The following is a 21,005-nucleotide window of genomic DNA, read 5'->3' on the forward strand; positions in this document are numbered from 1 at the left end:
CATCAGGAGCCCCACCATGGCCACCATTGCAGAACTCCGCGCCCACCGCAACACCCTGGCAAAGTCCGCCCAGGACCTCAACGCCAAATATCCCGCCGACCAGCGCATGCCGTCCGACGACGCCACCCGCCTGGATGAACTGCTCAACCAGATCGAAGCGGTCGACGCCGACATCGCCCGCCTCAACCGCGCGCATCAACTCATGGCCGACAACGCCGCCGCCGCGCACGAGGCCGCCATGAACGCCGCCACCGTGCTGCCCGGCAAGCAAAGCGAAACCGCCAGCGCCCTGCGCGCCTACTTCCGCGGCGGCCTGTCTGGGCTGAGCGATGCGCAGCGCGCCGAAATGGCCGCGCGCCAAAACCCGGACATTCGCAATGCCATGTCCACCACCACCACCACCGAAGGCGGCTACACCACGGCGCTCGAATACATGAAGGCGCTCGAAGTGGCCATGAAAGCCTACGGCGGACTGATGAACGTGGCCAGCTCCATCGCTACCGCCACCGGCACCGACATGAACTTCCCCACGGCCGATGCCACCGCCGATGTGGGCGAGATCGTCGGGCAAAACACGCAGGTCTCCACCGGCGACACGACGTTCGGCAACATCACGCTGAGCGTGTTCAAGTACAGCTCCAAGAGCATTGCCCTGCCGTTCGAGCTCATTCAGGACAGCTTCCTGGACATCGAGGCTTACATCCAGAGCGTGCTCGCCACCCGCCTGGGCCGCAAATTGGCGCAAGGCATCACCACCGGCACCGGCACCGGCGAACCCCGCGGCATTGTCACTGCCGTCTCTGTGGGCAAAGCGGGCGCCACAGGCCAGACCACCACCGTCACCTATGACGACCTGGTCGATCTGGAACACAGCGTCGATCCGGCCTATCGCAGCATGAACGGCGTGGGCTACCTCATGTCCGACGCCGCCCTGCGCATGGTGCGCAAGGTGAAAGACTCGCAAAACCGCCCCATCTTTGTGCCGGGCTACGAGGCCGACGCCATGGTCAACGGCGGCGCCCCCGACCGCCTGATGGGCCGCCCCATCTACATCGACCAAGGCATTCCGGTGCCTGCCGCCAGCGCCAAGTCCATCCTGTTCGGCAAGCTCGACAAATACGTCCTGCGCCGCGTCATGGACCTGACGGTGTTCCGCATGACCGACTCGGCCTTCACCCTCAAGGGGCAGGTGGGCTTTGTGGCGTTCCAGCGCATGGGCGGCAACTTCATCGACGTGGGTGGCGCCGTCAAGGCCTACCAGCATTCCGCAACCTGATCTTGACCCGGCACCGGGCGGTGCGCAGCCACTCAGCAACCCGCCCGGGCCCGTTCACTCAACCCCAATCCCACTCATGGCCAAGACACCAAAACCCACGCAACCCACTGCCTGCCGCGTGCTGCTGGCTCTCACGGTGGACGGCGTGTCGTATGCCGTTGACGACCTGGTGCAGTTCCCCCCAGACCAGATTGCCAGCTATGCCGACGACGGCTCCGTCGACCCGCACCCCGATGCCGTGGCCTATTGCCGCGAAACGCTGGGCAAGTCGCTGCAGATCCATCCCGGTGCGCAGGCAAACGCCGCCGCCCAAGCTGTCCCCGCTGACCTCGAGCAGCCCATTGCATAACCCGCACCGCCATGGCCACCCGTCAAATCCATGCACCCATGCAAGAGCCCGTCACCCCCGGTGACGTGCTGTCGTGGGGCCGCATCGACAGCGCCGAAGACGGCGCCGTGCTCGGCATTGCCATTCAGCAGGCGCGCGAAGAAGCCGAACATGCCACCGGGCGGCGGTTCCTCACCCAGACCTGGGAAATCGACGTGCACGCAGGCGATGTGGTGCAGCTCTGGGGCCTGTCCCCGGTGCAGCGCATCCAGCAAGCGGGCGTCGATGTGCCGTGGGTCGATGGCCTGCCGCCCACATGCACAGCCCCCGCAGACGGCGTGCTGACCGTGGTGTGCGGCTGGGCAGATGTGGCCAGCGTGCCCGCAGGCATTCGGCTGTGGATCATTCACCGCGCCATCAGCAGCGCCGAGGTGCGGCAGTTCCTGCTGCCAGGCCAGTTCAGCCCGCCGCCGCGCCAGTTTGTCGACGGCCTGCTCGACCCCTACCGCATTCCGGTGGCCTGATCATGCTGCACAACGCCGGTCGCCTCAATCGCTGCATCACCGTGGAGCGCCCCGTGACCACGCCAGACCCCACCTATGGCACCCCGGTCACCACATGGACTCCCGTGTGCACCTGGTGGGCCAGCGCGCTCGACATCATCGGCAAGGAAGCCACGCAAGACAGCATGCGCCAGTACACCCGGCCCTGCCGACTCACCGGCCGCTGGAACGACCGCATCGACGCCACCATGCGCCTGCGCTTCGGCTCTCGCGTGCTGCAGATCATTGGGCTGGCAGAAATCGGCGTGCGCCAGGGCCTGGAAATCCTGGCCGAAGACTACAGCACATCCGGTGGAGGCGCGCAATGAGCGACGACACCGTCATCAAGGGCGGTGCCGAGCTGCAACGCCTCCTCGAAACCCTGCCCGCCAAGATGGAAGCCAACATCTTGCGCAGCGCACTGCGCAAGGGCGCGCGCGTTATTCAGCAAGACGCCCGCACCCGCGTGCCAATGGCCACCGGCACCCTGCGCGACGGCATCAAGATCAAAAGCGGCCTGCGCTACGGCACAGCGCGCGTCAGCGTGGTCACCACCGGCAAACATGCGTACCTGGCGCAGTGGATGGAATACGGCACGCAGGCGCATGTCATCACCGCAGGAAAAGGCAAAGTGTTGGCGTTCCTGATGGGCGGTCATCCGGTCAAGTCGGTCGACCATCCAGGGGTGCGCCCGCGCCCTTTCATGCGGCCTGCAATCGACAGCAACTCGACTGCCGTTGTGGCGGCCATTGCCGCGCAAATTCGCGCCCGACTCACCAAGGCCGGCATCGACCTGCCAGACGAAGGAGACCCGCAATGACCGCCGCTGTGGTGCGCGCCTTGCTGGTGGCGGACGTGGCGCTTGGCGCCGTGGTGCCGCCAGCGCGCATTGTTGCCGGGCTGTTGCCCCAAGGCGTGGCGCTGCCCGCGCTGGCCATCGAGGAAATCTCCTCGGTGCCGCAGCCCACCATCGACGCGCAGGCCTACGCCCTCATGCGCACCCGCGTGCAGGTCACCGTCAGCGCGGCCAATTACCCCCAGCAGAAAGCCGTTGCCACCCTGGCCCGCGCCGCCTGCGAATACCACCGAGGCGTCATTGCGGGCCAGACCGTTGCCAGCATCGTCCTCGAGTCCACCGGGCCGGATCTGCGCGATGGCGATGCGCAGATTTTTCAGCAGCCCCTCGATTTCATCGTCATTCATCAACAGTAGGAGCCCACCATGCCCGCAGCCTCCGGAATTTTCAAGCAGCTCGCCTACAAGGCCGAGACCACCTATGGCACCGCCCCAGCCGCTGCAGGGGCGCAGGCCCTGCGTCGCGTGCAGAGCACGATCGACCTCACAAAAGATGCCTACCAATCCAACGAAATTCGCACCGACCTGCAGGTAGCCGACATGCGCCACGGCGTGCGCAAGGTCGGCGGCAAGATCAGCGGCGAACTCTCCGGCAAGACCTATGCCGACTTTTTCGCCGCCATTCTCAAGCGCGATTTCACCGCAGGCGTGTCCGCCTCCGGCCTGGGGCTGACCATCGCGGGCACCGGCCCCACCTACACCGTCACCCGCGGCTCGGGCAGCTACCTCACCGACGGGTTCAAGGTAGGCGACATCGTGCGCCTGTCCGTGGGCGCGCTCAACGCCGCCAACATCAACCGCAACCTGCTGGTGGTGGCGCTCACCGCCACCGTGGCCACGGTCATGCCGCTCAACGGCGGCTCTCTTGTCGCCGAGGGCCCGGTGACCGGCTGCACCGTCAGCGCGCCGGGCAAGAAGACGTGGATTCCGCAATCGGGCCACACCGACCGCAGCTTCAGCATCGAACACTGGTACAGCGACATCGGTCAGAGCGAGGTGTTCACCGGCTGCAAGATCAGCAAGCTGGCCCTGGCTCTGCCGCCCACCGGCATGGCCACGGTCGACATGGACGTGCTGGGACAAAACGTCACCACCGCCGCCGCGCAGTATTTCACCTCGCCCACGGCGCAAACCACCACCGGCATCTTTGCCGCGGTCAACGGCGTGTGCCGCATCGGTGGCCAGGCCGTGGCCAACCTCACCGGGCTGTCGTTCGACATCAACGCCAACTTCAAGGGCGACCCGGTGGTGGGCTCCAACGTCGTGCCCACGCAATACGCCGGCCGGGTGCAGATCAGCGGGCAGGCCACCGCCTACTTCGACAGCGTGGCGCTGCGCGATGCCTTCCTCAACGAAAGCGAGATCGACCTGATCGCCGCGTTCACCGCCGACAACACCGCTGCGGCTCCAGCCATTGCCTTCGCCATGCCGCGCATCAAGCTCGGTGGCAGCACCAAGAACGACGGCGAAAACGGCCTGGTCCAGACCATCCCGTTCACCGCCCTGCTCAACACCGCAGGCGGCACCGGCCTCGCCACCGAGCTCACCACCCTGACCGTGCAAGACACCGCCGCCTAACCCCATTCAGCCACCATGAAAACAGACGACCTCAACCTCGACGCCTTCGAGACCGTGCAGACCGCCGACATGCTTGTGCGCAACCCGGAAACCGGCGCACCCACAACGGCGCGCATCACTCTGGCAGGCCCGGAGCATCCCATTCACCGCCGCATCCTGCTCGACAAGGCCCGCCGCATGCGCGCCTCGATGATGAAAAGCGGCAAGGTGCAACTCGACGACCCCGAAGACGACGAAGCCGCAGAAACCGATCTGCTCGTGGCCTGCACCCTGGGCTGGGCAGGCATCAGCCGGGGCGGCGCCGCGCTGGCCTTCAGTGCGGACGAAGCGCGCAAGCTCTACACCGACCCAGGCCGCCGCTGGTTGCGCGACCAGGTGCGCACCTTCCTGGGCGATGCGCAGTCTTTTATCAGGCGCTCCGCCAGCAACTGATCGACGCCGTGGAGCGCGACGTGGAGCTCGGTCAACAGCAGCCAGATGGTGCCACCCTGCGCCAGCACCTGCTGCGCCTGCAGGAAAACACCGGCCGCCGCGATGCGCGGCTCGACCTGCACATCCCGCCCGAAGGCCGTCCGCTGTGGGACCTGTTCGGGCAGATCAACCTCTCGCGCCCATCGGGCGGGTTTGGCCCATCGCCTGTGGGCGCCACCGAAACCCTGGCCTGGTGCACCCTGCGCGGCGTGCGCCTGACCGCCTGGGAGGCTGACACCCTGGCCGCCATGGATGCGGCGCTGATTGCCGCAGCCACCCGGCACAACCCCAAGGGAGCCCCCGCATGATCGCCGGCGCGCTGGAAATCCAACTGTATGCCAACATTGCCCGGCTGCAGCAAGACATGGACGCCGCCAAGCGCAGCGTGCAGGAAGCCACGCGCGCCATGGAGGCGGCTGCTGGCATGGCCAAGGCCGCGCTGCTGGGGCTTGCCTCGGCGTTCAGCGCGGGGGCCATGATCGCGTCTGTGCGCAGCGCCATCTCCACCCTGGCCGAGCTTGACGATGCCGCCAAAAGGACCGGCAGCAGCGTGGCCGATCTCAGCAAGATGCAGCAGATCACCGTGGCCTATGGCGGAGATTTCCAAGAAGTCCAGCAGGGAATCGCTCGCATGTCGGCGCAGATGGCTACAAGCACCAGCGCAGCCAGCCATGCGCTGGAGGCGCTGGGCGTCAAAAGCCGCGATGCCACCGGGCAATTGCGTTCCGGGTCCGTGGTGTTCGATGAGGTTGCCAAGAAACTGGCGCAATACCAGGACGACGCCAACAAGGTGGCATTTGTCACCGACCTGCTCGGCAAAAATGGCGCGCAGATGCTGCCGTTTCTGTCCGATTACGCCCAGCACATCGACGAGATGTCCGGCGTCAGCGCCGATGCCGCCGCCGCGGCAAAAGCGTTCGAAGACCAGATCGGCCAGCTTCGATTGCGCTCTTCCCTGTTCACCCAGCAGCTTGCCAGCGAGGCCATCCCAAAGCTGGTGGAATACATCGCCATTCTGGAATCCGTGCGCGGTACGACAGGGCAGACTGCCGCACAAACCTCACTGCTGGGCGACGCCATGGATGGCGTGGGCACGGCGTTGGAGGCGGTCGCCGTGCTGGCGCGCAATGTGGTGTTCGTATTCAAGGCGGTCGGCACGGAAATTGGCGCGGTCTTTGCGCAGGGCGAAGCCATGTCGCGCGCAGCAGCCAGCCTCCTGAGCGGCAACATTGCCGGGGCCAAGTCGGACTGGCAACAAGCCATGGCCATTCGCGACGACGCCATCAAGCAGGCCAAGGCCGCCCGCGCCGAGCTCGATGCAGCCGACCAGCGCACGCTCAATGCGCGCAAGGATGCACAGGCGCAATGGAACGTTGCAAATCCAACCAACCCATTGCTTGACAAGAGGTATCAGTCGGGGTACGACCAGAACAAAAAGAATTTCAACTACGAGTCGGACCAGGAAGCAAAAGCACGCCAGGCCGCTGCGCAAAAAGCGCTATCCGAAGCGCAGAGGATTGCCAAGCAGTACAACGATCTGATCGACCAGATCCAAGGAAAGTCATCTGGCCTCGATCCGAAGTTCTACGAGAACATGCAACTGCTCGCCACCCAGGGCGCCAAGGCTGGGCTGTCCATGCAGCAGATCATCGACCTGCAGGGCCAATACATCAAGCAACAGCCGTTTGCGATCAAGCTGGAGAAAGACAAGCAGGCCGCCATCGAGGCGGCGGCCAAGGCCAACACGGCCGCCATCGATGCCGAAATTGCCGCGTGGCAGAAGGCTTACGAAACCAACGAGCAGCAGATCAAGGGCGCCCGCGAATACTCCGACGACCTCGCGTTTCAGATCAGCCTGATCGGCAAGACCAAGGCCGAGGTCGATCAGCTCACCCTGGCGCACGACCTCGAGCGCAAGGGCATCGTGGCTGGCACGCAGGCGTATGACGCCTACATCGCAAAGCTGAAAGATCAGGTCTCTGTGCGCGACGCGCTGCAGGCTCAGCAAGATCAGATCGAAGCGATCCGCAAATACTGGGAACAGACCGCGCAGGACATCAATCGGTCACTGACCGACGCGCTGATGCGCGGCTTCGAGGCGGGCAAGGGCTTTGCCGCCAATCTGCGCGATGCTCTCAAGAGCCTGTTCAACACCTTGGTGCTGCGGCCCATTGTGCAGCTTGCCCTGTCGCCCGTGAGCATGGGCATTGCCGGTCTGCTCGGTGGCCCGGGTGCCGCGCAGGCCGCCAGCCTCACCGGCGGGGCGGGTGGCCTGCTCAGCACCGGCAGCAATCTCTACAGCCTGTTTGGCGGTGGGGGTGCCGGGCTCTTTGGCAGCAGCGCCGCCTATGGCGCGGCGCTCGGAACCACCAGCTTCGGCGCAGGCTCCCAGGCCGCCATGCTGGCCTCGCAGACCGGCATGTTTGGCAGCGCAGGCCTGTCTGCCACGGCCAGCGCGGCGGGCAGCTCGGTGTTTGGTTCCCTGGCGGCTGCCGCGCCCTATGTTGCAGGAGCTCTGGCGCTCTATGCCCTTGTCAACGGCATGAACGGTGGCGAAACCCGGCAGGGTGGCCAATACGCCGTGGGCGACTTTCTGCGCAATAACCACGGCGTGGGCACGCCGCAAACCTTCTCCAGCCTGTCGCTGGTCAGCGGCCCAAGCGGTGGCGAGATTGCCGGGGACGCGGTGCGCACCAGCATTCAGCAGACCGTGGACGGCATCAACCAACTGCTCAAGGCCGCAGGCAGCGAGGCCGCGGTCAAAGGCTTTCAGGCCGGGCTCGAAAGCTCGGGCGAAGGCCGGGGCGGCGTGTATGCCGGGGGCACTCTGTCCACCGGTGCCACATTCGGCCTGAGCGGGCTGGGCGACAACTACGCGGGCACGCTGTACGACAAGGCCTTCAGCACCTCGCCAGACTCCAAGACCGCGCTGGACAACTTCAGCACCGAGTTGATGCAGACCACGGTGCAGGCGCTGCAGGCCGCCACAGACATCCCCAAATACATCAAGGCGCAGCTCGACGGCGTGGACGCCAAGTCCCTCACCAAAGACACCGCCACCGCGCTGATCGACGGGCTGCAACAGCAGATCGACGCCGTCAACAGCTTCCGCACAGCGATGCAGTCGCTGCCCTTTGCCGAGTTGGCCAACATGAGCGCAGACGCCGCCGCCGCGCTGGGGCAGGCCGCCGGCGGCATTGCCAACCTGGCCAACATGGCCAGCAGCCTGCGCAGCTTTGCCAACAATCTGTCGTTCTACAGCCAGGCAGAAATCGACCAGCGCGACAGAGGCAACCTGCAAAAGCTGTTCGACAGCTACGGCGTGGCCATGCCCGACACCACCGCGGGCTATCGGTCCCTGGTCGAGCAGGCCACGTCTGCCGCAGCCGCAGGCGACGCCACTGCAGCCAATGGGCTCAAGGATCTGCTCACCAACGCCGACACATTTGCCCGCATCGTCAAAAATTCAACCGACGCCATGCAAGCGCAATCGCAGGCCGCTTCCTCCGGCGGCGGTGGAGGGGGTGGTGGAGGCAGCGGCTTCAGCAGCGCGCTCGACGCATGGACCAAAGCCACCGACGCCATCGTCAGCACCATGAAAGACCTGCGCACCACGCTGCTGGGCACCGGCGCGCAAAGCCTGGCGCAACTGCAGGCGCAGTTCACCATTGCCACCGCGCAAGCCAAGGCGGGCGACATCGACGCGGCAAACAATCTGCCGCAGCTTGCCAAAGACCTCTCTGCAGCAGGCCAGAAATGGAGCGCCACGGCAGCCGATCAGGCCCAGCTCACCAGCAGCATTCTGGCCGGGCTGTCGCAGGTGCTGGGGGCGCGCAATGTGCCGCTGCCGCAGTTTGCCGATGGCGGCCTGGCGCATGGCTGGGCGCTGGTGGGCGAGCGCGGGCCCGAGCTGGTCAACTTCTCCGCGCCGGGCCGGGTGTACACCGCCAGCCAGACGCGCGCCGCCATGTCCGCAGACGACGGCGCCCTGGCGCAAGAGCTGGCCAACCTGCGCGCCGAGAACGGCGCAGAAAACCGCGCCGCCGTGGCGCTGCTCAACCGCATTTTGCTCATTCTCACGCGCGCCAACCAAAGCCCCGATGCGCTCTCCGTGCGGGTGCTCACATGAAGATCATCCCGCCCATCCCCATCACCGACGCCATGCTGGTGAGCAGCACGGTGGCGGAGAATGACGCCCCGGCCTATAGCGCCACCACCACCTACGCTGCCGGGGCCAAGGTCATATCCGGGCACCGCGTCTACCAAAGCGCACAGGCCAGCAACACAGGCCGCAGCCTGCTCGACCCCACGTGGTGGACGGACATCGGCCCCACCAAGCGCTGGGCTGTCTTTGACCAGGCCATCGGCACCGCGTGCAGCGGCGCCTCTCCGCTGGAAATCGTGCTGGCCCCCGGGCAGAGCAACAACGCCGTGGCGCTGCTGGAACTCAGCGGCATCGACACCGTGCGCGTGCGCAGCCAGCAAGGCGCCGTCACTACCTACGACAAGACCGTCGACCTGCGCGCCAGCCGCCTAGTGGACAACTGGCTGGACTATTTTTTTGCGCCCATCATCATCGCCTCTCAAGCGCTGTTCAACGACCTGCCCATTGCCACCACCAACCAGCTCACCATCACCTGCACCGGCGCGGCGCCCTCGCTGGGCGTGCTGGCCATCGGGCTGCAGCACGAATACGGCGCGGCGCAGTACGGCACCTCGCTGGGAATCATCGACTACAGCGCCAAGGAGACCAACACCTTCGGCGTGACCGAGGTGGTCGAGCGCGCCTTTGCCAAACGTGCGCAGGTGAGCTTTGCCCTGCCGCGCAAACAGGTCGATGCCTTTGCCAATTTGCTGGCCAGCCTGCGCGCCAGGCCGGCGATCTGGATTGTGGATGACACCGAGGAAGCGCTCACCATCTACGGCTGGGTGCGCGACTGGTCGCAAACCATTGCCTACCCCACGCTCGTGACGGGCGACATGACCCTGGAAGGATTGATCTGATGTCCATCACCCCATTGCCGCCGCCGCCAAGCAGCGCAGACCCCGTCAACTTCAACGCCCGCGCCGACGCATTCCTGGGTGCGTTGCCGCAGTTCGCGTCAGAGGCCAATGCGCAGGCCGCCGAGGTGCAAGGCAACGCCGCCGCCGCCGCCTCCAGTGCCAGCGCGTCTGCGGCTTCCGCCTCCAGCGCCGCGGCGCAGGCCTCAAGCGCAGCGGGCAGCGCCAACACGGCGGCGCTTACCGCCAATTTCAAGGGCGCCTGGTCCAGCCTCAGTGGCGCGTTGTCCAAGCCCGCCGCCGTGTTGCATCAGGGCTCTTACTGGATGCTGCTCAACGACCTGTCCAACGTGGCCGCGAGTCAACCCGGCGTGTCCGCAGATTGGGCGGTGTTCTCCCCGGTGATGCCGGTCAAGGAAATTTCCGCAGACACCGTGGCATCGCCTTTCGTGGATTACTACATGACCGCCCCTTGCAAGCTCACGCTCCCGTCCTGCGTGACCGGGTATGTGGTGGGGCTGTCTCTGGCGCCGGGGGTAGAAGGCGCTACGGCGCTGATCGACTCCGGAACCGCTGCGCTGCATGGGCTCACCGGCGTGAGCAGCATCAGCATCACCGGGTTTCGGTACGTGTTCAAGGCCAATAACGGGAAGTGGGTGTGACCATGAGCGATCTTGCATCAGTTTTCGGCTCCGGCAGCATCAAGAGCATTCAGCGCGGAGAAATTGGCATCACGCTAGCAGCGTTGAACGCGACCGTGACCATCTCACCCGTCAACACGTCCAAGTCGGTATTGCACTACCTCGGGGTCAGCATGCTGAATTCTGACGCAGGCGCGTTGCCGCGGTTGAATCTGACCAATTCGACCACCATCACCGCAACGCGCGGGACAAGTGGCAGCAACACGACGTCTGTGATCGCCTGGCAACTTGTGGAGTACTACTGATGAGCCATTACGCCGCCCAACTCGACGCCGCTGGCGTCTGCATCGCCGTCACCGAAACCCCAGAGCCGCTCACCGGCCCGCACATTGTCCCGCTCGATGCCTACGACGCCAGCTTGCTTGGCCACGCGTGGGATGGCGCCGCGTGGCACGCGCCCGCAGTGCCCGCGCCGATGCGCCACATCACCCCGCGCGCCTTGCGCCAGCGGTTCACCGCCGCCGAGCGCGTGGCGCTGGAGATTGCCCAGCTCGACGACCCCAGCGCCCCGATGGCCACCCGGCAGCAGGCCGCCATGCTTCGCGCCTACATGGCCGACGTGGCCACCGCGCGCTACATCGATCTCGATGACCCGGTGACAGTGGCTGGCGTGCAGATGCTGGAGACCGCAGGGCTCATCGGCGCGGGTCGCGCAGCAGAAATTCTCAACACCCCGCCCGGCCCGGGCGAAACCCCTTGATCGACGCAGAGGGCTCCATGCCAGACGAACTCAAACCGCGATTCGACACCACCATCAACCTCGGCCACGTGCTCACGTTCGTGGGCTTCATCGCCACGATCTTCGTGAGCTGGAGCACGCTCGACAAGCGCGTGGCCATTCTTGAGCAGGCCGCACTGGCGCAACACACCATCGACACCCAGCAAGACCAGCGCCTGGAGCGCGAGCTGGCCCTCATGCGCGCCAGCCTGAGCCGCATCGAGGACAAGCTCGACACCGCCCGGCAACGCCCCTGAATTTCCGCCCACCACCTGCCCCACTCACCGCACCTCTAGGAGACCCGCATCATGGCCCGTCAATCCACCGCCGTTCGCACCGCCAAGCAGGCGGCCATCGAAACCGCCATCGGCGCCTCGCCGAAGATGTTTGTGTTCGACGCACTGCCCAGCACCAACATGACCGATGCCGACCCCGGCACGCAGATCGCCAGCGGCACCCTGCCTGCGGATTGGGCCACGCAATCGGGCGGTGTGCTCACCAAGGCCGGAACCTGGACGCTGACCGGCGTTGCGCCGGGCGGCTATGCCAAGTCCGTGCGCATCAAGGACAACGCAGGCACGACAAACCATTGGGATTTTTTGATCTCCGAGCCGTGGACAGCCAGCAAGAATTACCCCGCCGTGGGCATCCAGGTGCACAACAACGGCAACGTCTACCGTGTCACCACGGCAGGCACCAGCGCATCGAGCGGCGGCCCCACTGGCACCGGCACGGGCATTACTGATGGCTCCGTGGTGTGGGCCTACGTCGGCCCGGTCGAGGCCACGATTGACAACACCAACATTGCCGCTGGCCAGCAGGTGACCATCAACACCTTCACCAACACGGACGGCAACGCCTGATCGGGGCTGGCATGGCGCAGCAAACCATCAACCTCGGCGCCGCGCCAGACGACGGCACGGGCGACACGCCGCGCGCAGCAGGCGAGAAGATCAACGCCAACTTCACCGAGCTGTACGCCACAAGCGGCGGGAAAATCCCCGCCGTGCTGCGCTCGATCCTGGACGGCTACGCGCTGCACGCCTGGAACAATCCGCGCCTGTCTGGCCTGTATGGCTACCCTGTCGGCATCGCGGTGGGTGCATCAGGCGCTGCGGTGCCGGGCACGTTCACCCGCTCTTATGTGTTCGGCAACACGGGCGCACCATTCACGGCGGGCGGCGGAAACCCTGCAACCAGCGCAGGGGCGACGAGCTTTCCCGTGGTCACGCCCAGCGGAACAACGCGCATCGGCCGACACTGGCGCGTGACGACCGTTCTCGACGGCACGCAGATTGCGTTCCACCTTGACAGCGACGCCACGGCGGACGGCGGATATCGGTTTCTGGTGGACGGGCAATATCTCAGTCTGTCCGGGACGGTCAGCGGATCGGGCGCAGATCGGTGGTACACGCTCACCTTTCCGTGGCGCGCAAAGCGTACCGTCACGGTCGAGGGGTATGGCGCGCTGCGGTTTTGGGGTGCGGCCGTGCCTGATACAGACACCCTGCTGATGCCGCAGCGCGCGCAGCCGCGCCTAGTGTTGATTGGCGACAGCGACCTGGAGGCCTACGGGATCACGCTCAAGGGCGATGGGCCTGGCGCAGTCTATGGTGACTTCATGGGGTTGCAGGACGTGTGGGCCTGCGGCGTGTTTGGCACGGGCTTTCTTGCGACGAACAGCGGCAGCAGCTACGCCTACAGCCAGCGCCGGGCCGACTGGCAGAGCAGTGCGGCCGATGCCATCGCGTTTGCCTGCAGCACCAATGATCTCAAAGCAGGAGCAACAGCGCAGCAGATTGCAACTGCAGCGGTAGCAGAAGTGCAGGCCGTGCGTGCGGCGCTTGGCGCTTCTGTGCCGATTTTCATTACCGGCTACCTCACAGACCTGGAAGTCGCAGAGGCGGCGCTTTCAGGTGCCACGGCGGCCATGAGCGCATCGGAAAATGCCATCGCCACGGCAATTGCCGCGTTGAACGACCCTTACACCGCATTTGTCCGCATCGTGTCCGCAGCGCTGCCGCAAGCCGTTGTCGGCGCAGGCACGGGCAATTACCCGATCTACATCAACAGCAGCACCCAGCACGCCACGCCAGCCGGGTACATCGCCGGTGGCGTTGCCAACACGCCGCGCATTGTTGAGGCTGTTGCGGCAATGGCGGGCGTTGAAATGCCCATTCCACTGGCGCCACAACCTGCGCCCGTGTTGCCTGTCGCGTTCCCCAAGCGCAGCGCCACCCCCAAGATTGCCGGAGATGCGGCGGGCACCGCGCTTGCCACCCAGGCGCTCGTGGCGTCGCGGCAGTATTTCGTGCCCATCGTCGTGCCGCGCGCCGTGGCACTGACCGGCCTGCGCATCAGCGTCACCACGGCCAGCGCAGGCACGGCCAGCGTGGGGGTGTACGGCAATGCCGTGGTCAGCGGCAACGATGCGCCGGGCGCGCTGCTGGCCTCGGCCACCGGGCTGGACACCGGCGCCACGGGCGACAAGACCGGCGCCTTCAACTATACGCTGCAGCCCGGCGTGTTGTATTGGGTGAGCCTGATCGCCAGCGCAGCCGCAACCGTGCGCGCGCTCGCCGTGGGCAGCGTGGGCTGCGCACTCGGCCGCACGGCCAACAACACCACGGCCATCACCCACCTGTGGGCGGGTGGCAGCGGCAGCACACTGCCCGCCACCGCAGCCACCTCGCTGGCAGACGGCACCGGAAACTGCCCGGCCATTTACCTGCTGGAGTAAGCCGTGGCAAGCGCGTGGGACTTTGCCACCACCACCGCCACGCTCGACGCGGCGGCGCTGTCCAGCATGGACAGCACGCAACACCCGGCAGGCGGGCTCACGCCGTTGGCTGCAGCGTTTGCCGCCATCGAGCCGCGCGACGCGCTGGCCGTCTCTGCCGTGGCCTCTGCTGCCGTGCTGCGCGCCGCGCTGGAGCTGCGCGACACGGCAGCCGGGCAAAGTGCGGCTCTGCTTGGCGTCGCATTCACCGGCGCAGAAAAACGGGATGTCGCAGCCGGGCAGGGCGCCGCTTTGCTGGGTGTGGCACGCGCAACCGCTGAACCACGCGACGCAGAAGGCGCGCAGGTGGCCGCGCTGCTGCGCGCAGACCGCAACACCACCGAACTGCGCGACGCGCTGAGCAGCGCGCTGTCTGCGGTGCAATCTGCCGTGCTCGACGCGGCACTGACCGAGCGCCAAGACGCCGCAAGCGGCAGCGCCACGCTGGCCAGTGCTGCGCTGGTTGCGCTGAGCGATGTGCGCAACACCCTGGCCGCAGCCGCTGCAGCCCAGGCCGGTGCGCAGGCCGCGCTGGCAGACCGGCGCGACAGCGCGTCGCTGCAGGCCGCCGTGCTGGCCGCGCTGCAAGCCGCCACGACCCTGCCGCGCGATGGGGTGGCCGCGCAGTCTGCCCTGAGCGGTTTCGGCACTGCCGCGCTGGCCAACGGGCGCGACACGTTGAGCGCGCAGCTTGTGCCGCAGATTCTCGGCGCCATCGATGCGCTGCTGAACGAGCCGCACGACGCATTCGGCGCCACCGCCGCAACGCGCAGCGGCGCGCAGGCGCTGCTGAGCGGCGTGGCAGACCAGCTCGGCGCGCAGGCTGCGGCGCTGCTGGTCACCGCGGCCAGTCTGGCCGCACAGCGCGATGCGGCCGCAGGCGCGGCGGTCACGTCCTTGCGTGCCGCTACCGCGCTGGCAGAAAGCCTCGATGCGTTTACCGCCGGGCTCACGCCGCAAGCCGCCGGGGTGCTGGCGTTTGAGGGCATGGAAGCCAGAGACACCCTGCGCGCCGCAGCGGGCGGGGCGTTGCTGGCGGGGGCGCTGCTGGTGGAGCGCGACGCCCCGTCTGCCAGCGCGCAAAGCGCGCTGCGCGCCGATGCGCTGACCACCGCCCGCGCCGATGTGCTGGCGGCCTGGCTGGCCCAACTCCCCGAGTTTGCCCACGTTGACCCGCGCTACCTGGCAGCTCTGGCAGCGCGAGCGTTTGTCGGCGCCAGTGCGCTGCGCGCCTTCCTTTCCACACTGCCTGCCAGGGGGTTTCTTGGCGTACTACGGATGCACACCATGAAGATCGACACCACCGAAGAAAAAGACCGCGACGAGTCCGCGCTCATCACATTCGACTTTGACCAGGCGCTGCCCACCGGCGTGGCCCTCACCGGCGCCGCGCTGGTGGGTGTGGCGCCCCTGGTGGGTACCGATGCCGAGCTGCCCACATGGGCCGCCGCGCTGCAGCCGCAAGTGGGGCAGACCGACGCCGTGCTGCCCACGGGCGCCAGGGTGTCGGCCCGGCGCTATGTGCAGTTGCAGTTTCCCGCCGGGGCGGGGCAGCGGGGCGACAGCTACAAATTTCGCTGCCGTGGCGTGACCGCAGACCCGGCCATTGCGCCCATCTGCCCGGTGATCGTGCCGGTTGTTTGAGGGAGATCGACATGGCCATGATGCAACTCGACCCCAACTGGCGCGACATCCTGCGCCGCGCCTGGAGCGTGCGGCTGATGCTGCTGGCGGGCATTCTGTCTGCCGCCGAGGCGGTGCTGCCATTCTTCTCCGACGCGCTCGACCGGCGCCTGTTTGCCGCGCTGCTGGCCGGGCTCACGTTCGCCGCGCTGGTGGCGCGCCTGGTGGCGCAAAAGGGTCTCAATGGCTGATCGGCGCATCGCCTCGGCCCTGGTGGCGTCTGCCCTGGCGCTGGCCAGCATTGCGGGCTGGGAGAGCTACCGCGACACCGCCTACAACGACGGCGTCGGCGTGCAGACCGTGGGTTTCGGCAGCACGCGGCGCACAGACGGCACGCCGGTGCAAAAAGGCGACCGCACCGACCCCGTGCGCGCCGTGCGCCAGCTTGCAGCCGATGCCGACGCGACAGGGCGCGCCATTGCCGCCTGCATCGGCCCGGTGCCGCTGTCGCAGGGCGAGTTCGACGCCTATGTGAGCCTGGCCTACAACATCGGCACGCCCCGGTTTTGCACGTCCACCCTGGTCAAGCTGCTGCACCGGCAGCCGCCTGACTACCTCGGCGCCTGTCAGCAAATCCTGCTCTGGAACCGCGCAGGCGGCAAAGTGTTGCCCGGCCTGGTGCGCCGCAGGCAGGCCGAATATCAACAGTGCATGGGAGCCCAGCCGTGAACGTGCTTTGGATTGCCGCCGTTGCCATTGTGCTGCTCGCCATGGCGGCTGTCGTGTATTGGCGCCGTCGCCAGACGCGCTTCATGCCCCCGCCGCCCGCCAGGCTGCGCACCGATCTGCTCTACGGCTACTACGGGCGCGACGACGCGCAGTGCGACGACACCGCAGGCACGGTCAACCTTGTTATAGAACTGCGCTGGGACGCGCTGGAGGCCACCATTGCGCGCATGCGCAAACAGCCGCTGCGCACTGTGCTTGCCGTCACCAGCGAATGCTGGGCAGACACAAAGACCCCACGCCCGGCAGACCAAGCGCAGGCGCTGCTGCGGCAGACGCTCGACACGCTGCGCAGCGCAGGCGTCATTCACCAGGTCATCGGCTTCTACATCCTCGACGAGCCCGACCTGTGGGGCGCGTCGGACGCCGACATGACGGCCGTATGCGCCACAGTGCGTTTGGTGGCCGCCGAATACCCCGACCTGGGCGGCACGGTGCTGGCCTGCTGCTACGCCAACAAGGGCCATTACCCCGGCGTGCAAGCGCTCGACTGGGTGGGCCTGGACGACTACCCGCAAGACAGCAACATGCTCACCGGCGCACCCTACCGAGGGTTGCGCGCCACGCTGCGGCCAGAGCAGCGCGTGTTCCTGATCCCAGGCGGGTGCGACCCGTTCCGCGGCAGCCCCGAGGCCTTTCGCCGTGCGGCGCATGCCGACCCGCAGATCGTGGCCGTGGTGCCGTTCATCTGGATCGACTATGACGACCCCAGCGGCAAACGCCAGCGCGGCATTCGCAGCAACGGACTGGCGCCGGTCTATCAGGCCTTGGGGCGCGAGCTGATCGGGGGCGCGCCATGACCCGCCGCATCCTCGCCACCCTGTTCACCATCGCCGCGCTGCCTGCAGCGCTTGTGATCTTCGCCGCAGCAGCAGAGCCCTCTGAGACGGAAATATGACCACCGACACCACAACCCCATTTCTCAGCTACGCAGGCGGAAAGCGCTGGATGGCAGATCGCATCATCGCCAGCATGCCGCAACACACCTGCTATGTGGAGCCCTTTGGCGGCATGGGCGCCGTGTTGCTGGCCAAGCCGAGAAGCGAAATCGAGGTCTGGAACGACATCAACGGCGGCCTGGCCAACGTCATGCGCATTGTCAAATATCACCCGGATGCGCTGGCAGATGAATTGCAATTCATGCTGATGCACCGCGAGGAAAGGCTGCGGTGGCGCGACATCTGCCCTGGAGAAACAGACATCCAGCGCGCCGCGCGCTGGATCATGGTGCGCCACTCTGGGTTTCAAGGCGGCGCAGATAAAGGGTTTTATGTCAGCAAGCAAAGGGCGCTAAGACCGCGCGATGTGTTGATTGCCCAGATGCGCGCGGTGTCGCGCAGGCTGGCGTCGGTTGTCATTGAGAGCCTGCCGTGGGAGCGCATGTTTGACCTGTACGACTCGCCAGAAACGCTGTTTTTCTGCGATCCGCCGTATGCCGACGGCGATCAAGAGACCTATGAGGATGCGTTTTCAGAGGCAGATCACCGCGCCTTGCGCGAGCGGCTTGCCACATTGCAGGGGCATTGGATCGTCGCCTATGGAGATCACCCCCTGATCCGCGCGCTTTACGCCGACTGCCGCATCGAGGAGGTGCCGCGCGTGCGCACCATCAATCAAGCAGCAAAAAAGCCTTACACCGAGCTGCTGATCTTCCCCCGTGAACACAACATCCCGCCGCTGATTGCGCAGATGTTTGCGCAAGCCGCAGCAGCAGAGCCCTCTGAGACGGAAATATGACCACCGACACCACCCGCGCCCAACTCAACATGCGCGGCGCCATCACCCTGCTGATCGTGCTGGCCTGGCTGGCCGCTGTGGGCTATGGCCTGGTGACCGGCGCGCTGGCCTATCCCACGGCGCTGGCCACCTTCAGCGGCCCGGCGGGCGTGGTGCTCGGCTATTGGTTCGGCACATCCAGCACACCACCAAAGGAGCCTTGACATGGATTTTGTTGACATGGCCTCGATTCTTGTCCCCGGCGCGGTTGTTGCCGGGATTCTGCTTGCCATTTACGCCTCGCGGCACTAGGAGCCCCGCATGACACTGCGAATGACCCTCAATGGCACGGTCAACGCCGATGCCCTGGAAACCCTCATCAAGACCGAGTTGGCATCGGCAATTGCCAGGTTGCCGCAACCCAGCGCGGGCAGCAATCCGGCGCTGCTTGATGCCATTGCCACCCTGGGCGACAAGATCGACGCACTGAGCGCCGGGTCTGCCGCGCTGGAGTCGCGCATCGAGGCGCTGCTGCAGCAGGGCGCACCGACCCATGCACCGGCCCCAGAACCAGCGCCCGAACCGGCACCGACTCCAGCGCCGATTCCGCTGCCCGAACCGGCACCCGTTCCCGCTCCAACCCCGGCACCTGCTCCAGGTGTATCGCCCGCCGTGGGCCTGGTGGACTACGGACGCAACGCGCGCCCGTTCACCCCGCTGGCCAAGCCCGCCAAGGGCGTGCGCTTCAACGAGCCCGACTTCCCCGGCACGAAGATGGTGCGCATCACCGACTGCAACGCGGACTTCAATGCAAACGTGGCTGTGCCCGCCTATCCCACGACGCAGGCCTGGAACTGCGACGAATCGCGCTTCGTGCTGTATGTGACCAATGCGCGTGCAGGCGGCCAGCGCGGCTATGCCATGTACGACGGCAAGACCTACGCCTTCCTCAAGTTCCTCGACATCAATCCGGGCGACGTGGAGCAGTTCTACTGGAGCCACTCTGATCCGACCAAGCTGGTCTATATCGACAACCGCGAGAGCAGCGGCGCCATCATCATGCGCATGATGGAGGTCAACGTCGAGACGGGCGCTCAGACCGTGTTGCACGACTTTCTGCCCGACATCCAGGCGCAGGGCTGGCCCACCACCGGCCCGGTGCGGGCGGGCTATCCGTTCTACGCAGGAGGCGATCTCGAACTGTGGGGGCTCGGCGCAGGCGGCATCCCCGACGTGAGCGGACAGCTCGGGCTCAACGCCTTCGGGTTCAACGCCAAGACCGGCAAGCTCACCCGCTACAGCGGCATTCCTGTGGCGCAGGCGCGCGGCACCACGCCTTTCCCGCTCAAGAGTGGCAAGGGCTGGGCCTGGCCCGATTGGGCAAACCACACCACGGTGGTGTTCGACCTGAACGGCAACATCGTGCGCACGGTGAAATTCGATGCCATCGAGCACCTGGACAGCGCGGTGAACGCCAAGGGCGAGGACTTGCTCGTGGGCACGCAGTATGACGATGCGCACGGCAACGGCAATGGCAATCTGATGGTGGCCAACCTCACGACCGGCGAGGTTTACACCATCATCGGAGAGAAGTCGGGCGACGGCTATCCGCGCACCGGCACCCTGGTGGGCGCAGGCGCCTGGAAAGCGCCCGGCTGGTGCGCCGTTGGCATTGTGGGCGAGCCAATGCAGTCGGCCACCTATCTCGATCAGGAAGTGTTGCTGGCCAATGTGGACACCAAGCAGGTGTTCCGTGTGGCGCATCACCGCTCGACCGGCAACTGGAGCAGCGCACCGCAGAGCAATTATTGGGCGCAACCCAACGTCACCCTGAGCCCGAGCGGCACGCGCATCCTGGTGCAGAGCGACTGGGGTGACGGCGATCCGCGCGCGCCCGTGGTGAAGCCAGATGCCGCAGTGGACACCTATGTGATCGAGCTGCCGGGGTACGCAGCATGATGCCAGACCTCACCGCCCGCGCGCTGGTGGCCGCTGCGCTGCTGCTCGGTGGCTTTGCTGCCGGGTGGGTGGCGCAGGGCTGGCGCGCCGAGGCCCGCGTGCAGGCGCTGATGGCGGCACAACGCACCCGCGACGCGCAGGCCGCCGATCTGCTCGCCCAGGCCGAACGCGAAAACCGCACCCGCATCGCGCAGGCCGCCGCCGCGGCAGATGCCGCCGTGGTGGCAGCCAACGCCCGCGCTGCCGCTGCCGACCGCAAAGCCCAGGAGTTACGCCATGCCCTTGAAACCGCTACGTCTGCTACCCGCCCTTGCCTGTCTGGCGCTGCTGTGCGCCTGCTCAACACCCCCGCAGCGCCCGGTGCAGGCAACCCCGGCCTGCGTCTGCCCGCGCGTGCCGCAAGCCTTGCTGCAGCCGCTGCCCCCGCTGCCCCCGATCCCGGCCAGCCTGCCGCCAGCGAGCGCGACATCGCCGGGTGGATCGTGACGGCGCGCCAGATGTACGACACCTGCGCGGCACGCATCGACGCACTGCGCCAGTGGGACGCGCGGGCAGGGCAGTGATTTCTGGAAGATCACTCTCTCCCAGCGAGGGTATGACGCTGTGCACGCGCGGCTGATGGGTCATCCCGGAAGTGACCAGGAAGCAATCCCGGAAGCGATGCGCCATTGA

The 21,005-nt window shown here is 66.5% G+C and carries 25 protein-coding genes; all 25 read left to right on the forward strand.

Annotated features, from left to right (window positions below; translation table 11 throughout):
• Positions 1–16: 16 nt before the first annotated feature.
• Positions 17–1,276, forward strand: a complete 1,260-nt coding sequence (locus AC1ZQA_RS06965) for a phage major capsid protein (protein WP_482679073.1) — start codon at positions 17–19, stop codon at positions 1,274–1,276.
• 76 nt (positions 1,277–1,352) lie between these two features.
• On the forward strand, positions 1,353–1,625 hold the full coding sequence (locus AC1ZQA_RS06970) for a hypothetical protein (protein WP_482679074.1): 273 nt from the start codon (positions 1,353–1,355) through the stop codon (positions 1,623–1,625).
• An 11-nt stretch (positions 1,626–1,636) separates the two neighbouring features.
• On the forward strand, positions 1,637–2,128 hold the full coding sequence (locus AC1ZQA_RS06975) for a head-tail connector protein (protein ID WP_482679075.1): 492 nt from the start codon (positions 1,637–1,639) through the stop codon (positions 2,126–2,128).
• 2 nt (positions 2,129–2,130) lie between these two features.
• Positions 2,131–2,475 (forward strand): phage head closure protein, encoded by a 345-nt coding sequence (locus AC1ZQA_RS06980; protein ID WP_482679076.1) that lies wholly within the window; start codon positions 2,131–2,133, stop codon positions 2,473–2,475.
• Complete coding sequence (locus AC1ZQA_RS06985; protein ID WP_482679077.1) at positions 2,472–2,966, forward strand: HK97-gp10 family putative phage morphogenesis protein; 495 nt, start codon at positions 2,472–2,474, stop codon at positions 2,964–2,966. The genes AC1ZQA_RS06980 and AC1ZQA_RS06985 overlap by 4 nt, the downstream gene beginning before the upstream one ends.
• Complete coding sequence (gp17, locus tag AC1ZQA_RS06990) at positions 2,963–3,358, forward strand: tail completion protein gp17 (RefSeq protein WP_482679078.1); 396 nt, start codon at positions 2,963–2,965, stop codon at positions 3,356–3,358. Before AC1ZQA_RS06985 ends, gp17 begins: the two co-directional genes overlap by 4 nt.
• A gap of 9 nt (positions 3,359–3,367) precedes the next feature.
• The gene (locus tag AC1ZQA_RS06995; RefSeq protein ID WP_482679079.1) at positions 3,368–4,579 is read left to right on the forward strand and encodes a phage tail tube protein; all 1,212 of its coding nucleotides are present in this window, start codon (positions 3,368–3,370) and stop codon (positions 4,577–4,579) included.
• Between the two features lie 15 nt (positions 4,580–4,594).
• A complete protein-coding gene (locus AC1ZQA_RS07000) occupies positions 4,595–5,011 on the forward strand; it encodes a hypothetical protein (protein ID WP_482679080.1) in 417 nt (138 codons plus the stop codon).
• 8 nt (positions 5,012–5,019) lie between these two features.
• Positions 5,020–5,358 (forward strand): phage tail assembly chaperone, encoded by a 339-nt coding sequence (locus tag AC1ZQA_RS07005; protein WP_482679081.1) that lies wholly within the window; start codon positions 5,020–5,022, stop codon positions 5,356–5,358.
• Positions 5,355–9,179 carry a hypothetical protein gene (locus AC1ZQA_RS07010; RefSeq protein WP_482679082.1) on the forward strand — a complete coding sequence of 1,275 codons (3,825 nt, stop codon included), beginning with the start codon at positions 5,355–5,357 and terminating at the stop codon, positions 9,177–9,179. The genes AC1ZQA_RS07005 and AC1ZQA_RS07010 overlap by 4 nt, the downstream gene beginning before the upstream one ends.
• Positions 9,176–10,054: a hypothetical protein gene (locus AC1ZQA_RS07015; protein ID WP_482679083.1), complete on the forward strand. Its 879-nt coding sequence runs from the start codon at positions 9,176–9,178 to the stop codon at positions 10,052–10,054. The genes AC1ZQA_RS07010 and AC1ZQA_RS07015 overlap by 4 nt, the downstream gene beginning before the upstream one ends.
• Positions 10,054–10,713: a hypothetical protein gene (locus AC1ZQA_RS07020; protein WP_482679084.1), complete on the forward strand. Its 660-nt coding sequence runs from the start codon at positions 10,054–10,056 to the stop codon at positions 10,711–10,713. Before AC1ZQA_RS07015 ends, AC1ZQA_RS07020 begins: the two co-directional genes overlap by 1 nt.
• Positions 10,714–10,715: 2 nt before the next feature.
• Positions 10,716–10,997: a hypothetical protein gene (locus AC1ZQA_RS07025; RefSeq protein WP_482679085.1), complete on the forward strand. Its 282-nt coding sequence runs from the start codon at positions 10,716–10,718 to the stop codon at positions 10,995–10,997.
• Positions 10,997–11,452, forward strand: coding sequence for a hypothetical protein (locus AC1ZQA_RS07030; RefSeq protein ID WP_482679086.1), 456 nt, complete (start codon positions 10,997–10,999; stop codon positions 11,450–11,452). The genes AC1ZQA_RS07025 and AC1ZQA_RS07030 overlap by 1 nt, the downstream gene beginning before the upstream one ends.
• Before the next feature lie 17 nt (positions 11,453–11,469).
• Positions 11,470–11,727, forward strand: coding sequence for a hypothetical protein (locus AC1ZQA_RS07035; protein ID WP_482679087.1), 258 nt, complete (start codon positions 11,470–11,472; stop codon positions 11,725–11,727).
• A gap of 51 nt (positions 11,728–11,778) precedes the next feature.
• Positions 11,779–12,333: a hypothetical protein gene (locus AC1ZQA_RS07040; protein WP_482679088.1), complete on the forward strand. Its 555-nt coding sequence runs from the start codon at positions 11,779–11,781 to the stop codon at positions 12,331–12,333.
• 11 nt (positions 12,334–12,344) lie between these two features.
• Positions 12,345–14,210, forward strand: coding sequence for a hypothetical protein (locus tag AC1ZQA_RS07045; protein ID WP_482679089.1), 1,866 nt, complete (start codon positions 12,345–12,347; stop codon positions 14,208–14,210).
• 3 nt (positions 14,211–14,213) lie between these two features.
• The gene (locus AC1ZQA_RS07050; RefSeq protein WP_482679090.1) at positions 14,214–15,893 is read left to right on the forward strand and encodes a hypothetical protein; all 1,680 of its coding nucleotides are present in this window, start codon (positions 14,214–14,216) and stop codon (positions 15,891–15,893) included.
• An 11-nt stretch (positions 15,894–15,904) separates the two neighbouring features.
• Positions 15,905–16,123, forward strand: a complete 219-nt coding sequence (locus AC1ZQA_RS07055; protein ID WP_482679091.1) for a DUF7940 domain-containing protein — start codon at positions 15,905–15,907, stop codon at positions 16,121–16,123.
• Positions 16,116–16,601, forward strand: a complete 486-nt coding sequence (locus AC1ZQA_RS07060) for a lysozyme (protein WP_482679092.1) — start codon at positions 16,116–16,118, stop codon at positions 16,599–16,601. Before AC1ZQA_RS07055 ends, AC1ZQA_RS07060 begins: the two co-directional genes overlap by 8 nt.
• Positions 16,598–17,458: a hypothetical protein gene (locus AC1ZQA_RS07065; protein ID WP_482679093.1), complete on the forward strand. Its 861-nt coding sequence runs from the start codon at positions 16,598–16,600 to the stop codon at positions 17,456–17,458. The genes AC1ZQA_RS07060 and AC1ZQA_RS07065 overlap by 4 nt, the downstream gene beginning before the upstream one ends.
• Before the next feature lie 94 nt (positions 17,459–17,552).
• Positions 17,553–18,395: a DNA adenine methylase gene (locus tag AC1ZQA_RS07070; protein ID WP_482679094.1), complete on the forward strand. Its 843-nt coding sequence runs from the start codon at positions 17,553–17,555 to the stop codon at positions 18,393–18,395.
• Positions 18,392–18,598 carry a hypothetical protein gene (locus AC1ZQA_RS07075; protein WP_482679095.1) on the forward strand — a complete coding sequence of 69 codons (207 nt, stop codon included), beginning with the start codon at positions 18,392–18,394 and terminating at the stop codon, positions 18,596–18,598. The genes AC1ZQA_RS07070 and AC1ZQA_RS07075 overlap by 4 nt, the downstream gene beginning before the upstream one ends.
• Before the next feature lie 97 nt (positions 18,599–18,695).
• Positions 18,696–20,333: a hypothetical protein gene (locus tag AC1ZQA_RS07080; RefSeq protein WP_482679096.1), complete on the forward strand. Its 1,638-nt coding sequence runs from the start codon at positions 18,696–18,698 to the stop codon at positions 20,331–20,333.
• Complete coding sequence (locus AC1ZQA_RS07085) at positions 20,330–20,896, forward strand: hypothetical protein (RefSeq protein ID WP_482679097.1); 567 nt, start codon at positions 20,330–20,332, stop codon at positions 20,894–20,896. The genes AC1ZQA_RS07080 and AC1ZQA_RS07085 overlap by 4 nt, the downstream gene beginning before the upstream one ends.
• Positions 20,897–21,005 lie beyond the last annotated feature (109 nt).

It is taken from the genome of Thiomonas sp. DCM-2, from assembly GCF_056820905.1.

What these genes read in the sequence shown, in the direction of transcription:
- AC1ZQA_RS06965 (WP_482679073.1), top strand. Translation starts at nt 17, where the DNA reads ATGGCCACCATTGCAGAACTCCGCGCCCACCGCAACACCCTGGCAAAG.
- AC1ZQA_RS06970 (WP_482679074.1), top strand. Translation starts at nt 1,353, where the DNA reads ATGGCCAAGACACCAAAACCCACGCAACCCACTGCCTGCCGCGTGCTG.
- AC1ZQA_RS06975 (WP_482679075.1), top strand. Translation starts at nt 1,637, where the DNA reads ATGGCCACCCGTCAAATCCATGCACCCATGCAAGAGCCCGTCACCCCC.
- AC1ZQA_RS06980 (WP_482679076.1), top strand. Translation starts at nt 2,131, where the DNA reads ATGCTGCACAACGCCGGTCGCCTCAATCGCTGCATCACCGTGGAGCGC.
- AC1ZQA_RS06985 (WP_482679077.1), top strand. Translation starts at nt 2,472, where the DNA reads ATGAGCGACGACACCGTCATCAAGGGCGGTGCCGAGCTGCAACGCCTC.
- gp17 (WP_482679078.1), top strand. Translation starts at nt 2,963, where the DNA reads ATGACCGCCGCTGTGGTGCGCGCCTTGCTGGTGGCGGACGTGGCGCTT.
- AC1ZQA_RS06995 (WP_482679079.1), top strand. Translation starts at nt 3,368, where the DNA reads ATGCCCGCAGCCTCCGGAATTTTCAAGCAGCTCGCCTACAAGGCCGAG.
- AC1ZQA_RS07000 (WP_482679080.1), top strand. Translation starts at nt 4,595, where the DNA reads ATGAAAACAGACGACCTCAACCTCGACGCCTTCGAGACCGTGCAGACC.
- AC1ZQA_RS07010 (WP_482679082.1), top strand. Translation starts at nt 5,355, where the DNA reads ATGATCGCCGGCGCGCTGGAAATCCAACTGTATGCCAACATTGCCCGG.
- AC1ZQA_RS07015 (WP_482679083.1), top strand. Translation starts at nt 9,176, where the DNA reads ATGAAGATCATCCCGCCCATCCCCATCACCGACGCCATGCTGGTGAGC.
- AC1ZQA_RS07020 (WP_482679084.1), top strand. Translation starts at nt 10,054, where the DNA reads ATGTCCATCACCCCATTGCCGCCGCCGCCAAGCAGCGCAGACCCCGTC.
- AC1ZQA_RS07025 (WP_482679085.1), top strand. Translation starts at nt 10,716, where the DNA reads ATGAGCGATCTTGCATCAGTTTTCGGCTCCGGCAGCATCAAGAGCATT.
- AC1ZQA_RS07030 (WP_482679086.1), top strand. Translation starts at nt 10,997, where the DNA reads ATGAGCCATTACGCCGCCCAACTCGACGCCGCTGGCGTCTGCATCGCC.
- AC1ZQA_RS07035 (WP_482679087.1), top strand. Translation starts at nt 11,470, where the DNA reads ATGCCAGACGAACTCAAACCGCGATTCGACACCACCATCAACCTCGGC.
- AC1ZQA_RS07040 (WP_482679088.1), top strand. Translation starts at nt 11,779, where the DNA reads ATGGCCCGTCAATCCACCGCCGTTCGCACCGCCAAGCAGGCGGCCATC.
- AC1ZQA_RS07045 (WP_482679089.1), top strand. Translation starts at nt 12,345, where the DNA reads ATGGCGCAGCAAACCATCAACCTCGGCGCCGCGCCAGACGACGGCACG.
- AC1ZQA_RS07055 (WP_482679091.1), top strand. Translation starts at nt 15,905, where the DNA reads ATGGCCATGATGCAACTCGACCCCAACTGGCGCGACATCCTGCGCCGC.
- AC1ZQA_RS07060 (WP_482679092.1), top strand. Translation starts at nt 16,116, where the DNA reads ATGGCTGATCGGCGCATCGCCTCGGCCCTGGTGGCGTCTGCCCTGGCG.
- AC1ZQA_RS07070 (WP_482679094.1), top strand. Translation starts at nt 17,553, where the DNA reads ATGACCACCGACACCACAACCCCATTTCTCAGCTACGCAGGCGGAAAG.
- AC1ZQA_RS07075 (WP_482679095.1), top strand. Translation starts at nt 18,392, where the DNA reads ATGACCACCGACACCACCCGCGCCCAACTCAACATGCGCGGCGCCATC.
- AC1ZQA_RS07080 (WP_482679096.1), top strand. Translation starts at nt 18,696, where the DNA reads ATGACACTGCGAATGACCCTCAATGGCACGGTCAACGCCGATGCCCTG.
- AC1ZQA_RS07085 (WP_482679097.1), top strand. Translation starts at nt 20,330, where the DNA reads ATGATGCCAGACCTCACCGCCCGCGCGCTGGTGGCCGCTGCGCTGCTG.